Raw genomic sequence first — 12,485 nt, forward strand, 5'->3', positions numbered from 1 at the left:
CCACCCGGAACCCCATCCATGGACGCCGTTACCGTTACGTTGATTGCCACCGGCCTGATTTTCGTACTGCTGTTGCTGGGCGCGCCGGTGTTCGCCGCGCTGGCCCTGTCGGGCATCGTGGGGCTGATCATGGTCGAGGACGCCACCTTTGTCCTGAACCGGCTCAAGTCCTATTCCTACGCCCAGTCCGCGTCCTACCTGCTGACCGTCATTCCGCTCTTTATCCTGATGGGCGCGTTCGCGCACCATGCCGGGGTCGGGCAGCGGCTGTTCGAGGTGGCCCGCAAATGGGTCGGCCACCTGCCCGGCGGGCTGGCCATGGCCAGCGTGCTGACCTGCGCGGGCTTTGCCGCCACGTCCGGCTCCAGTGTTGCGACCGCCGCGACGGTCGGGGCCGTGGCCATTCCCGAGATGAAGCGCGCCGGCTACGATCCGCGCCTGTCGGCCGGCGCTGTCGCCGCCGGCGGCGTGCTGGGCGTGCTGATTCCCCCCAGCGTGCTGCTGATCTTCTATGCCGCGCTGACCGAGGTATCGGCGGGCAAGATGCTGGTGGCGGGCGTGCTGCCCGGTCTGCTGTCGACCCTGATCTTCATCATCGGCATCCGCGTCATCAGCGCGTCGCCAAGCATGGCCGCGTCGGTCCTGCCCAAGAGCCCGTGGCGCGAACGCGTTCTGTCCATCACCAACGGCTGGCAGGTGCTGGTGCTGTTCGCCATTGTGCTGGGCGGCATCTACCTGGGCTTTGTCACCGCCACCGAGGCGGCCGCCGTGGGCGCGTTCGCGGCCTTCATCATGCTGCTGTTCGCGCGCCAGGCGCGCACCGAGCTGCGTAGCAAGCTGTACGAGAGCCTGCGCAACGCCGTCACCACCACAGTGATGATCCTGTTCACCATGCTGGGCGCGGGCATCTTCAGCCTGTTCCTGAGCCTTGTGCAGGTGCCGCAGCAGATCGCCGAAGCGATCGTCTCGTCGGACATTCCGCCCCTGCTGGTGGTGGGCCTGATGCTGCTGGCCTATTTCCCGCTAGGCATGTTCCTGGATGCCTTCTCGATGCTGGTCATCACGCTGCCGATCATGTTTCCCACGGTGGTGTCGCTGGGGTTCGACCCCATCTGGTTCGGGATTCTCGCCGTGAAGATGTGCGAGATCGGCCTGATCACGCCGCCAGTCGGGCTGAATGTGTTCGTCATCGCGGGCATCGACCGCCAGACGCCGCTCACACAGATCTTTCATGGCGCCTGGTGGTTCGTCATCATGGAGGTGGTCACGACGTTGATCCTGTTCACCTTTCCCAGCATCGTCACGATCCTGCCGGAGATGATGCTGGGAAAATAGCGCCAGGTACCCGCGCGCGTCAGGAGAGGTTTTCGACCAGGACGATCTTGGACACCAGGTCAGCGGTGTTCTTGGCGTCCAGCTTGCGCATGATGCGCGCGCGGTGGACTTCGACCGTGCGGTACGAGATGTCCAGCCGCACGGCGATTTCCTTACAGCTCAGGCCGTTGGCCACATAGGCCGAGATCTCGCGTTCGCGGCGCGTCAGGTGCGCCGTGCGCAGGCCGTTTTCGGCGATGCGCTCGAAGCTCCAGATCATCAGCTCGAAGGGGTCTTCGGGCGTGAGCGTGATGCCGCGCGCGCGTGCCCAGAAAACCTCGCGGCTGCGGTGCTGCATGAAGCGCTCGTCTTCGTAGTAGCAGTTGTTTTCCAGGTGCTTGAGACAACGTTGTCCGATCTGGTGAAAGTCGGATTGGGAAGGATAAAGTTGAAGAATCGATTTGCCCACCAATTCCTTGCGCGAGTAACCAAACAGATTCGCGAAGGCGTGATTGCATTCCGAGATCTTGCGCGCGCTGCATACGACTTGCGGCGCGGGGGATTCCTTGAAGGCGAGCAATGTCAGGTGAAAGTCACTCATATTGTCTCCCCGGATAGCGTGCCGGATTTGCCGTTGCGCAGCGGAATCCGCGGCGCTTTTTTTGGCGGCCCGCATCTTGTTGTGCGGGCTTCGAGGAGCCAGTGTATAAGAAGCAATAGCCGCCAGGAATGGGCTTTTCCGGTCGATTTGCATCAGAATTTTCGCGTGCATCGGGGGCTCGAAAACCCTACTCTTTCATAACCTTGCGCGGCGGCTTTCCGCCCCCCTCGAACACTGTTTCAGGTTTCAACTATTCCATGCTCGTTCCGACCCCTTGCGAACCCGCTCCACCCTGGCGCGGCACCCGCCCATGAGCGTCGACCAGGCGGCGTTGCCGCAGGCCCCGTTCCTCTTGTCGCCCGCGATCGTCCAGCGCGTGCTGCGCATCACGCCCGGCCTGTCCGCGCCGGGCGGCTTGCCGCCGCACGCGCGCCGGCAGGCGGAGTTCCAGGCAGGCCGCGAACTGGCCGCCGCGCTGCTGGCCCAAGCAGGCTCGTCCGCCACGCAGGTGGGCGTGGCGGCGGACCGCGCGCCGCTGTGGCCCGACGGATACATCGGTTCGATCAGCCACAGCCGCGTGCTGGTGGCCGTGGCGGTGGCGCGCCGGCAGCACGTGCGCGCGCTGGGCATCGACATCGAAGCCATCGCCACCGAGCGCGAAGCCGAGGCGATCGAATCGGTCTGCATGCGGCCCGAGGAACATGACGTCGATACCGGCGCGCTGACCCGCGCGCAGTTCGTCACCCTGCTCTTTTCCGCCAAGGAAGCGTTCTACAAATGCATGCACCCGCTGACGCGGGTCGAGTTCGACTTCACCGATGTCGCCGTGACCCGCATCGATCCGTCCCGCCAGCGCCTGGAGATGCGCCTGCTGCGCGCGGCCACGCCGGAATTCGGGCCGGGCCATGTGTTCCATTGCGGCTATCGCAGCACGCACGGGCATGTCTATACTGCCTTGGAGCTTGCTCAATGAAGCCCCCCTTTCTTGCAGCACACCCTTTCACGGTTGTTCCTTGTAAACAGGAGAGTTCCCATGACTGATCCCATCGTTATCGTCAGTGCCGTGCGCACCCCGCTCGCCGCGTTCCAGGGCGAGTTTTCCACCCTGTCCGCCAACGAATTGGGCGCCACCGCCATCAGCGCCGCCATCGAGCGCGCGGGCCTCAAGCCCGACCAGATCGACGCGGTGCTGATGGGCAACGTGCTGCAGGCCGGCCAGGGCCAGGCGCCCGCGCGGCAGGCGTCCATCAAGGCGGGTATCCCCAGCTCGGTGGGCGCCATCACGGTGTCCAAGGTGTGCGGCTCGGGCATGCAGGCCGCCATGCTGGCGCACGACGCCATCGTCGCCGACACCCATGGCGTGGTGGTGGCCGGCGGCATGGAATCCATGACCAATGCGCCGTATCTGTTGATGAAGGCGCGCGGCGGCTACCGCTTCGGCCACGACAAGGTGTACGACCACATGATGCTGGACGGCCTGGAAGACGCGTACCAGGTCGGCCGCGCCATGGGCACGTTCGGCGAAGACTGCGCCGCCAAGTACGGCTTCACGCGCGAAGAGCAGGACACCTTCGCGGTGGAGTCCGTGTCGCGCGCCCAGGCCGCCGCCAAGGACGGGACGCTGAAATGGGAAACCGTGCCGGTTGTCATCAAGTCCAAGAAGGGCGATACGGTGATTGACCGCGACGAGCGCCCGCAGAAGCTGAACGTGGAAAAGATTCCCACGCTCAAGCCCGCGTTCGCGGCCAACGGCACCATCACCGCGGCGTCCTCGTCGGGCAACGCCGACGGCGCGGCCGCGATGATCCTGATGCGCGAATCCACCGCCAAGAAGCTGGGTTGCAAGCCGATCGCCAAGATCGTCGGCCACGCCAGCTTTGCGCAAGAGCCGGAATGGTTCACCACGGCCCCCGTGGGCGCCATCAAGAAGCTGTACGACAAGGTGGGCTGGAAGACGGCCGACGTCGACCTGTTCGAGATCAACGAGGCCTTCGCCGCGGTCACGATGGCGGCCATGAAGGAACACAACATTCCGCGCGACAAGGTCAACATCCACGGCGGCGCGTGCGCCGTGGGCCACCCCATCGGCGCCTCTGGCGCGCGCATCATGGTGTCGCTGCTGGGCGCCCTGAAGGCCACCAACGGCAAGCGCGGCGTGGCCACGCTGTGCATCGGCGGCGGCGAAGCCACCGCGGTCGCGCTGGAATTGCTGTAAGGCTCGGGCTTTAAGGCTCGGTGGCGTCAACGCCTTGGAATCCAAGGTGTTGACGCGCCGGGGCCGGCAACCGGACCCCGGCGATGATCTCTCAATGTCACAGAGTTGCACGCAAACGTTTCCGCCGCGCTCCCGGGACCGCGCCCCTTGCGGCCGTATCCGTATCGTGGTCTGCCGACACAGGAAAACACATTGCGAAACTTGAACCCTCCGGGGTGGATGGTCATGATGAACGGACATTCACCCGGAACACGGAGGTTTCATGCAGCGTTCCAAGACCGCAATCCTATCGGCCGTCCTCGCGGTAGCCGCATTGTCCGGTGCCCCCGCCCTGGCGCAAAACGCCCCGGCCACCCAAAGCCCGCCGCAGACGCAGGCCGCGCCCCCGGCTATCCAGCCGTCCGATCAGCAACTGCAGCGTTTCGCCTCGGCGTCGCAGAAGGTATCGGGCGTGGTGGACGAATACCGTCCCAAGGTCGATGCCGCCAAGAGCGACGCGGCCAAGCAGAAGATCGTCGAGGAAGCCGACGCCAAGATGGTCAAGCTGGTGCAGGCCGACGGCCTGTCCGTTGAAGAGTTCAACGGCATCGGCCGCGCGGTGCAGCAGGACCCGCAGCTCAAGCAGCGTCTGATGAGCATGGGCAAGGCCGGCGCGGCCGTGCAATAACGGCCGGCGCTTGGGGTTATCCTAGGGCCTTCTAGTGTGAACAGGCCCTGGACCGATTCCAGGATCGCCCAGGAGCCCCGCTTTGACCCCGGACCTTACTCTCTATGACCTGGCCGGCGCCGACCCGGCGCTGCGCTTTTCCCCGCATTGCTGGAAGATCCACATGGCGCTGGCGCACAAGGGCCTGACGGCCCGCACCGTGCCTTGGGGCTTCACCGAGAAAGAGACCATCGCGTTCTCCGGCCAGAAGCTGGTGCCGGTGCTGCTGCACGGCGATGCCGTGGTCAGCGACTCGTGGCAGATCGCCTGCTACCTGGAAGATACCTTTCCCGAACGGCCCTCGCTGTTCGGCGGCGACACCGGCCGCGCGCTCAGCCTGTTCATCAATGGCTGGGCCGACACCACGCTGGTACCGGTGCTGGCCCGGCTGCTGCTGCCGGATATCCACGGCCTGATCCGCGACGAGGACAAGGACTATTTCCGCACCAGCCGCGAAAAGCGCTTCGGCCCGCTGGAAGACCTGCCGGCGGGCTACGCCGAGCAGATCGAGCGGCTGCGCGCCGCGCTGCTGCCCTTGCGCCACATGCTGGCCAGGCAGCCGTTCCTGGCGGGCGCGCAGCCGGCCTATGCGGACTATGCCGTGTTCGGGATGTTCATGTGGGCGCGCTGCACCAGCGCGCTGGCACTGCTGGCGGACGACGACGCCGTGCATGCCTGGCGCGAGCGCATGCTCGATGCCCACGGCGGCCTGGCGCGCCGCGCGCCGACGGCCGGCTGAAAAAACAACGGGCGCCTTGACGGCGCCCGTTGCATGCTCAGCCCGGACACGCGTTCACGGCCGTGAACGCGCGCCCTGCCCGGTCAGGTCTTCAGGCGATAGCCGGTCTTGAAGATCCAGCGCACCGCGATCAGGCACACCGCCAGGAACACCAGCGTCATGCCGACGCTGACGCCGACGCTGACGTCGGACACGCCATAGAACGCCCAGCGAAAGCCGCTGACCAGGTAGACCACCGGGTTGAACAGCGTGGCAGTCTGCCAGAACGGCGGCAGCATCTTGATGGAATAGAAGGTGCCGCCCAGGAAGGTCAGCGGCGTGATGATCATGAGCGGGATGATCTGCAATTTCTCGAAACCGTCGGCCCAGATGCCGATGATGAAACCGAATAGGCTGAAGGTGACCGCCGTGAGCACCAAAAAGCCCAGCATCCAGAACGGATGCACGACCTCGAACGACACGAACAGCCGGGCCGTGGCCAGCATGATCAGGCCCAGGATGATGGACTTGCTGGCCGCCGCCCCCACGTAGCCGGTGACGATTTCCACGTAGGAAATGGGCGCGGAGTGGATTTCGTAGATGGTGCCGGAAAAGCGCGGCATGTAGATGCCGAACGAGGCGTTGGCGATGCTTTGCGTCAGCAGCGACAGCATGATCATGCCGGGCACGATGTAGGCGCCGTAGCTGACGCCGTCGATATCGACCATGTGCGAGCCGATGGCCGAGCCGAACACCACGAAATACAGCGACGTGGAGATCACCGGCGACAGCACGCTTTGCATCAGCGTGCGCCAGGCGCGGGCCATTTCGAACAGATAGATGGCGCGGATTGCGTAGAAATTCATGATTGGGCGCTCACCAGGCTGACGAAAATTTCCTCGAGCGAGCTTTCCGAGGAATTGAGGTCGGTGAATTCGATGTCCAGTTCGTTCAGATAGCGCAGCAAGGCCGAGATCTCGCCGCCACCGTGGTTGTCGTAGGTGTAGACCAGCTTGTGGCCGTTGTCGGACAGGTCCAGCTGGAAGGCGTCCAGCGCCGTGGGGATACCCGGCAGCGGCGCCTTCAGGGTCAGCGTCAGGCGGCGCTTGCCCAGCTTGGCCATGAGCTCGTTCTTTTCCTCGACCAGAATGATCTCGCCCTTGCGGATCACGCCGATGCGGTCGGCCATTTCCTGGGCTTCTTCGATGTAGTGGGTGGTCAGGATGATGGTCACGCCGCTTTCGCGCAGGCGCCGCACCATTTCCCACATGCCGCGCCGCAATTCGACGTCGACGCCGGCGGTGGGCTCGTCCAGGAACAGGATCTTGGGCTCGTGCGACAACGCCTTGGCGATCATGACGCGGCGCTTCATGCCGCCGGACAACGCCATGATGCGGCTGTCTTTCTTGTCCCACAGCGACAGGTCGCGCAGCACCTTTTCGATGTACGCGGGATTGGCCGGCTTGCCGAACAGGCCGCGGCTGAAGGTGACTGTGTTCCAGACGCTTTCGAAGGCGTCGGTGGAGATTTCCTGCGGCACCAGCCCGATGGCGGCACGGGCCGCGCGGAACTGCGACACGATGTCGTGGCCGTCGGCCAGCACCCGGCCGCCGCTGGGGTTGACGATGCCACAGATGATGCTGATAAGCGTGGTTTTCCCCGCGCCATTGGGCCCGAGCAGCGCGAAGATCTCGCCGCGCTGGATTTCCAGGTCGACGCTCTTGAGCGCCTGGAATCCCGAGGCGTACCGTTTGGATAAGCCTTGAACTGAAATGACTGGCTGCACTCTGGCTCCCAGCGTGGTGGACAACCCGGGATTTTACCTGTCCGGCCCGGGGGGCTTGTTCGGTCTGGCGGAACGGTGTGTTTGATAAGCGCGATAAACGGCCCGGCCTGTCTTACACTGCACTGCACACAAAACAGGGCCAAAAACGGCCCGGACCAGGGGAATCGGGCCACGGCGGCCCGCCGGAAGGCTGAATATGTTCGCAGATCTGAAACATCTTTCCCACCACGCGGCCTGGCGGCGCCAGCTGGAAATGCTGCTGGAGTCCGCCGGGGAAGGCATCTACGGCATCGACCTGCGCGGCCGCTGCATTTTCATCAACGGCGCGGGCGCCCGGATGCTGGGCTATGCCGCCGACGAGATCATGGGCCGCAACATGCACTACCTGATCCACCATTCCCACGCCAACCGCGAGCTGATGCCGGTGCACGACTGCCGCATCTTCAGGGCGTTTCGGGACGGCCGGGGCGAGCGGGTGGACGACGAGGTGCTGTGGCGCCGCGACGGCTCGTGCTTTGACGCCGAATACGCCTCGTACCCCATCCGCAACGAGCAGGAAGTGGTGGGCGCGGTCGTCACCTTTTCGGACATCACGGCGCGCAAGCGCATCGAGCGCGAGCTGCACAACACCCAGGCGCAGCTGGAGGCGAGGGTGGCCGAACGCACGGCGGCGCTCAGCGCCGCGCATGACTCGCTGCGCAGCCTGTCGGCCCACCTGAGCACCCTGCGCGAACAGGAACGCGCCCACATCGCCCGCAACATCCACGACGACCTGGGCGCGTCATTCACGGCCCTGCAGCTGGACCTGAACTGGCTGCGCCGCCAGTTGGCCGCGCAACCCGCGCTGCAAACCCACCTGGACCGCATGCTGGACCTGACGCAGACGGCCATGGATGCCACCCGCCGCATCCTGAACGACCTGCGCCCGGTGGTGCTGGATCACCTGGGCCTGTGGGCCGCGCTGGAAACCCTGCTGCAGGACCTGCAGGCGCGCACCGGCCTGCAATGCCGCTACCTGTGCCCGCCCGACACCGAGCGCCAGCGGCTGGGCCCGCAAGCGGAAATCGCCGTCTACCGCATCGTGCAAGAACTCCTGACCAACGTGCAGCGCCATGCGCGGGCGCGCAGCGTCAGCGTCAGCGCCATCTGGCGCGACGGCGGCCTGCTGCTGGCGGTGGAAGACGACGGCGTTGGCATGCCGCTGCCCGAAACGCGGCAGACGTTCGGCATCCTGGGGATGCGCGAACGCGCCCGCGCCATCGGCGGCGACCTCACGCTGGACAGCGCGCCCGGCGCCGGCATGCGCGCCCGCCTGCGCCTGAACCCGCCGGCCGCCTGAGGATACCGTCATGGCCTTGAATCTGCTGATCGTCGACGACCACCTGATCATCCGCCGCGGCCTGGCCCGCATCCTGCAGGAAGACACCCGGGTGGGCCGGGTGGACGAGGCGGCCGACGCCCCCGCCGCCCTGCGGGCGCTGCGCCAGCAGCCCTATGACGCCATGGTGCTGGACGTGGCGCTGGGCGAGCGCGACGGCCTGGACGTGCTCAAGACCGTGCGCGCCGAGTACCCCGAGCTGGGCGTGGTGATGCTGTCGGTATATCCCGAATCCCAGTTCGCGGTGCGCGCGCTGCGGGCCGGCGCCCATGCCTACCTGAACAAGGGCTGCGACCCCGACGAACTGCTGGCCGCGCTGGCCAACGCCGCCGCCGGCAGGATGTACGTCACCCCCGCGGTGGCCGAACTGCTGGCGCAGACCGTGCGCCAGGACAGCGCCCGGCCGCCGCACGAACTGCTGTCCAACCGCGAATTCCAGGTGCTGCAACTGCTGGTGGCCGGCAAATCGGTATCGGCCATCGGCGAGCAGCTGGCGCTGTCGGTGAACACCATTTCGACCTACCGCGCCCGCATCTTCGAAAAGCTGGGAGTGCGCACGCTGGTCGAGCTGGTGGCCTACGCCAACACGCACCAGCTGGGTGCCTTGTAGACCGCCACGCACCGCCTTGGCGCGAGGCGCGCACCGTGTAGTAGGCGCACTACACGCATATGGTTGAACCGGCGATACCGGCCTCTTGCGGGCGGCCCCAAGATGGGGGCATTCCAAACCCCGGAGGCTCTCATGTCCCTGTTCAGCAATCCGTTCGATCCCGGCAGCCGCCTGGCCTGCGGCTGCGGCCGCCATGCGTCGCAAGCCGAGCACGACCGCGCCGCTGACCGTGGCCCGGGTCCTGGCCACCCGGCGCTGGACAGCGCGGCGGACAACGCCGTCGAAAACGCGGTGATGCGTGCCCTGTTCCCGCAGGATGCGCTGCGCCGGCGCTTTCTGCGCGCGGTGGGCAGCGGCACGGCCATGGCGGCCATCGCGTCCCTGTTCCCGCTGGCGGCCGCCAAAGAGGCCTTTGCGCAGTCGAGCGGCCCGCTGGAAAAGCAGAAGCTGAAGGTGGGCTTCATCCCCATCACCTGCGCCACGCCCATCATCATGGCGCATCCCATGGGCTTTTACGGCAAGCAGGGGCTGGACGTGGAAGTGGTGAAGACGGCCGGCTGGGCGCTGATCCGCGACAAGGCCATGTCCGGCGAATACGACGCCGCCCACATGTTATCGCCGATGCCGCTGGCCATCTCGCTGGGGGTCGGCGCGAGCCGCGCCGTGCCGTGGACGATGCCGGCCGTGGAGAACATCAACGGCCAGGCCATCACGCTGTCCATGAAGCACAAGGACCGGCGCGACCCGAAGGACTGGAAGGGCTTCAAGTTCGCCGTGCCCTTCGACTATTCCATGCACAACTACCTGTTGCGCTACTACCTGGCCGAACACGGGCTGGACCCCGATGCCGACGTGCAGATCCGTTCGGTGCCGCCGCCCGAGATGGTGGCGAACCTGCGGGCCGATAACATCGACGGCTTCCTGGCGCCGGACCCGGTCAACCAGCGCGCGGTGTACGACGGCGTGGGTTTCATCCACACCCTGTCCAAGGCGATCTGGGACGGCCACCCGTGCTGCGCGTTTTCCGCCAGCCGGGAATTCGTGACCACCCAGCCCAACACCTACCAGGCGCTGCTCAAGGCCATCATCGAAGCCACCGCCTACGCCCGCAACCCCGCCAACCGCAAGGAAATCGCCACCGCCATCGCCGCGCCCAACTACCTGAACCAGCCCGTCACCGTGGTGGAACAGGTGCTGACCGGCACCTATGCCGACGGCCTGGGCAAGGTACTGAGCGACCCCGCCCGCATCGATTTCGACCCGATGCCGTGGGACTCGTTTGCCGTGTGGATCCTGACGCAAATGAAGCGCTGGGGCCAGATCAAGGGCGACGTGGACTACCAGAAGGTCGCCAATGACGTGTTCCTGGCGACCGACGCCCTGCGCCTGATGCGCGAGGCTGGCCTGACCCCGCCGGCCGAGACCCGCAAGACGTTCAGCGTGATGGGCAAGCCGTTCGACGCCAGCCAGCCCGAGGCCTACCTGACCAGCTTCAAGATCCGGAGGACCTGATGCGGGCTGCGCAACCAGGGCGGGCCACCTTCCTGTCCGTCATCCTGTTCCTGGCCTTCCTGCTGCTGTGGCATGCCGCCACCCGCCCCGCCGCGGGGACGGCCACGGTGGACCCAGCCTATGCCGCGCTGGTCGGCAACGCCGCGGCCAGCGGGTCGAAGACGCCCTTTCCCGGCCCGGCCGAGGTCGGCGCCAAGCTGTGGCAGCACCTGCAGGACCCGTTCTACGACCGGGGGCCAAACGACAAGGGCATCGGCGTGCAACTGGCGTACTCGGTGGCGCGGGTGCTGACCGGCTTCTTGCTGGCAGCGCTGGTGGCCATTCCGCTGGGGTTCCTGATCGGCATGTCCAAGACCGTGTACCGCGCGTTCGATCCGTTCATCCAGGTGCTCAAGCCGATCTCGCCGCTGGCCTGGATGCCGCTGGCGCTCTACACCATCAAGGACGCCGACACGTCGGCCATTTTCGTGATCTTCATCTGCTCGCTGTGGCCGATGCTGGTGAACACGGCGTTCGGCGTGGGCGCGGTGCGGCAAGACTGGCTGAACGTGGCGCGCACGCTGGAGGTGCCGCGGCTACGCACCGCGCTGCAGGTGATCCTGCCGGCTGCCGCGCCCACCATCATGACCGGCATGCGCATCTCGGTCGGCATCGCCTGGCTGGTGATCGTGGCGGCCGAGATGCTGATCGGCGGCACCGGCATCGGCTACTTCGTGTGGAACGAATGGAACAACCTGTCGATTGCCAACATCATCTGCGCCATCCTGTTCATCGGCCTGATCGGCATGCTGCTGGACAACCTGCTGGCGCGCGCCGCTCGGCTGGTCAGCTATCGGGAATGAACGCCATGAGCCAACCTTTTCTGCAAGTGCAGTCGCTGGGCAAGCGCTACCCGGGGCGCAATGGCCAGCCCACGGCGCCGGTGTTCGAGCACATCGACTTCGGCATCGAACAGGGCCAGTTCGTCTGCGTGATCGGCCATTCGGGCTGCGGCAAGACCACCATCCTGAACATCCTGGCCGGCATCGACGAGGCCAGCGAAGGCGTGGTCATCATGGACGGGCGCGAGATTGCCGGCCCCTCGCTGGCGCGCGGCGTGGTGTTCCAGGCGCACGCCCTGCTGCCCTGGCTGACCGCGCTACAGAACGTCGAATTCGGCGTGCGTTCCCGCTGGCCGGCCCATACCCGCGCCCAGGTGCGGGAACACAGCCTGCGCTACCTGGACATGGTGGGCCTGGCGCATGCCGCCGACAAGAAACCCTGCGAACTATCGGGCGGCATGAAGCAGCGCGTGGGCATCGCCCGGGCCTTTGCCATCCAGCCCCGGATGCTGCTGCTGGACGAGCCCTTCGGCGCGCTGGATGCACTGACCCGCGGCACCATCCAGGACGAATTGCGCGCCATCGTCCAGGACACCCGCCAGACCGTTTTCATGATCACGCACGATGTGGACGAAGCCATTTTGCTGTCGGACCGCATCCTGCTGATGAGCGCCGGCCCCTACGCCCGCATCGCCGAGTCCGTCAACGTGGACCTGCCACGCGGCCGCACCCGCGCCAGCCTGCACCACGAACCGCGCTATTACGAAATCCGCAACCATCTCGTCGACTTCCTGGTCGACAAGGCTTCCCATAAGGAGTGAACC

General features: G+C 66.0%; 13 protein-coding genes. 10 read left to right on the plus strand and 3 right to left on the minus strand.

Going from position 1 to position 12,485, the window contains the following annotated elements; genetic code table 11:
* Positions 1 to 18 precede the first annotated feature (18 nt).
* Complete coding sequence (locus A9974_RS21260) at positions 19 to 1,335, plus strand: TRAP transporter large permease (protein ID WP_183006159.1); 1,317 nt, start codon at positions 19 to 21, stop codon at positions 1,333 to 1,335.
* 19 nt (positions 1,336 to 1,354) lie between these two features.
* Here the strand turns inward: A9974_RS21260 and A9974_RS21265 are convergent, their stop codons facing one another.
* On the minus strand, positions 1,355 to 1,915 hold the full coding sequence (locus A9974_RS21265; RefSeq protein ID WP_183006160.1) for a LuxR C-terminal-related transcriptional regulator: 561 nt from the start codon (positions 1,913 to 1,915) through the stop codon (positions 1,355 to 1,357).
* A 310-nt stretch (positions 1,916 to 2,225) separates the two neighbouring features.
* On the opposite strand from A9974_RS21265, the gene A9974_RS21270 reads away from it, so the two are divergent.
* The 4 genes from A9974_RS21270 (at position 2,226) to A9974_RS21285 (ending at position 5,575) form a co-directional block, all read left to right on the plus strand.
* A complete protein-coding gene (locus A9974_RS21270) occupies positions 2,226 to 2,888 on the plus strand; it encodes a 4'-phosphopantetheinyl transferase (RefSeq protein ID WP_183006161.1) in 663 nt (220 codons plus the stop codon).
* A gap of 60 nt (positions 2,889 to 2,948) precedes the next feature.
* Positions 2,949 to 4,130 (plus strand): acetyl-CoA C-acyltransferase, encoded by a 1,182-nt coding sequence (locus A9974_RS21275; RefSeq protein ID WP_183006162.1) that lies wholly within the window; start codon positions 2,949 to 2,951, stop codon positions 4,128 to 4,130.
* A 262-nt stretch (positions 4,131 to 4,392) separates the two neighbouring features.
* Complete coding sequence (locus tag A9974_RS21280; RefSeq protein WP_183006163.1) at positions 4,393 to 4,797, plus strand: DUF4168 domain-containing protein; 405 nt, start codon at positions 4,393 to 4,395, stop codon at positions 4,795 to 4,797.
* A gap of 82 nt (positions 4,798 to 4,879) precedes the next feature.
* Positions 4,880 to 5,575 (plus strand): glutathione S-transferase family protein, encoded by a 696-nt coding sequence (locus tag A9974_RS21285; RefSeq protein WP_183006164.1) that lies wholly within the window; start codon positions 4,880 to 4,882, stop codon positions 5,573 to 5,575.
* An 83-nt stretch (positions 5,576 to 5,658) separates the two neighbouring features.
* On the opposite strand, the gene A9974_RS21290 is transcribed toward A9974_RS21285, so the two are convergent.
* On the minus strand, positions 5,659 to 6,420 hold the full coding sequence (locus A9974_RS21290; RefSeq protein WP_183006165.1) for an ABC transporter permease: 762 nt from the start codon (positions 6,418 to 6,420) through the stop codon (positions 5,659 to 5,661).
* The gene (locus tag A9974_RS21295; RefSeq protein WP_183006166.1) at positions 6,417 to 7,340 is read right to left on the minus strand and encodes an ABC transporter ATP-binding protein; all 924 of its coding nucleotides are present in this window, start codon (positions 7,338 to 7,340) and stop codon (positions 6,417 to 6,419) included. Before A9974_RS21295 ends, A9974_RS21290 begins: the two co-directional genes overlap by 4 nt.
* A gap of 196 nt (positions 7,341 to 7,536) precedes the next feature.
* Here A9974_RS21295 and A9974_RS21300 point away from each other — a divergent pair, with 196 nt between their 5' ends.
* The 5 genes from A9974_RS21300 to A9974_RS21320 all read left to right on the plus strand — a co-directional run bounded on the left by A9974_RS21300 (position 7,537) and on the right by A9974_RS21320 (position 12,482).
* On the plus strand, positions 7,537 to 8,679 hold the full coding sequence (locus A9974_RS21300; protein WP_183006167.1) for a PAS domain-containing sensor histidine kinase: 1,143 nt from the start codon (positions 7,537 to 7,539) through the stop codon (positions 8,677 to 8,679).
* Between the two features lie 10 nt (positions 8,680 to 8,689).
* Positions 8,690 to 9,328: a response regulator transcription factor gene (locus A9974_RS21305; RefSeq protein ID WP_183006168.1), complete on the plus strand. Its 639-nt coding sequence runs from the start codon at positions 8,690 to 8,692 to the stop codon at positions 9,326 to 9,328.
* A gap of 132 nt (positions 9,329 to 9,460) precedes the next feature.
* Entirely contained in the window at positions 9,461 to 10,840 is a 1,380-nt protein-coding gene (locus tag A9974_RS21310; RefSeq protein ID WP_183006169.1) for a CmpA/NrtA family ABC transporter substrate-binding protein, read from the plus strand.
* The gene (gene ntrB, locus A9974_RS21315; protein ID WP_183006170.1) at positions 10,840 to 11,682 is read left to right on the plus strand and encodes a nitrate ABC transporter permease; all 843 of its coding nucleotides are present in this window, start codon (positions 10,840 to 10,842) and stop codon (positions 11,680 to 11,682) included. Before A9974_RS21310 ends, ntrB begins: the two co-directional genes overlap by 1 nt.
* A gap of 5 nt (positions 11,683 to 11,687) precedes the next feature.
* Entirely contained in the window at positions 11,688 to 12,482 is a 795-nt protein-coding gene (locus A9974_RS21320) for an ABC transporter ATP-binding protein (RefSeq protein ID WP_183006171.1), read from the plus strand.
* Positions 12,483 to 12,485: the final 3 nt, after the last annotated feature.

This window comes from Achromobacter sp. UMC71, assembly GCF_014170305.1.
In the GTDB taxonomy this organism is placed as follows: domain Bacteria; phylum Pseudomonadota; class Gammaproteobacteria; order Burkholderiales; family Burkholderiaceae_B; genus Achromobacter.

Excerpts from the sequence above, each read along its gene's own strand:
- A9974_RS21260 (WP_183006159.1), top strand. The coding sequence starts at position 19 with ATGGACGCCGTTACCGTTACGTTGATTGCCACCGGCCTGATTTTCGTA.
- A9974_RS21305 (WP_183006168.1), top strand. The coding sequence starts at position 8,690 with ATGGCCTTGAATCTGCTGATCGTCGACGACCACCTGATCATCCGCCGC.
- ntrB (WP_183006170.1), top strand. The coding sequence starts at position 10,840 with ATGCGGGCTGCGCAACCAGGGCGGGCCACCTTCCTGTCCGTCATCCTG.
- A9974_RS21320 (WP_183006171.1), top strand. The coding sequence starts at position 11,688 with ATGAGCCAACCTTTTCTGCAAGTGCAGTCGCTGGGCAAGCGCTACCCG.
- A9974_RS21280 (WP_183006163.1), top strand. The coding sequence starts at position 4,393 with ATGCAGCGTTCCAAGACCGCAATCCTATCGGCCGTCCTCGCGGTAGCC.
- A9974_RS21310 (WP_183006169.1), top strand. The coding sequence starts at position 9,461 with ATGTCCCTGTTCAGCAATCCGTTCGATCCCGGCAGCCGCCTGGCCTGC.
- A9974_RS21270 (WP_183006161.1), top strand. The coding sequence starts at position 2,226 with ATGAGCGTCGACCAGGCGGCGTTGCCGCAGGCCCCGTTCCTCTTGTCG.
- A9974_RS21290 (WP_183006165.1), bottom strand. The coding sequence starts at position 6,420 with ATGAATTTCTACGCAATCCGCGCCATCTATCTGTTCGAAATGGCCCGC.
- A9974_RS21265 (WP_183006160.1), bottom strand. The coding sequence starts at position 1,915 with ATGAGTGACTTTCACCTGACATTGCTCGCCTTCAAGGAATCCCCCGCG.
- A9974_RS21275 (WP_183006162.1), top strand. The coding sequence starts at position 2,949 with ATGACTGATCCCATCGTTATCGTCAGTGCCGTGCGCACCCCGCTCGCC.
- A9974_RS21300 (WP_183006167.1), top strand. The coding sequence starts at position 7,537 with ATGTTCGCAGATCTGAAACATCTTTCCCACCACGCGGCCTGGCGGCGC.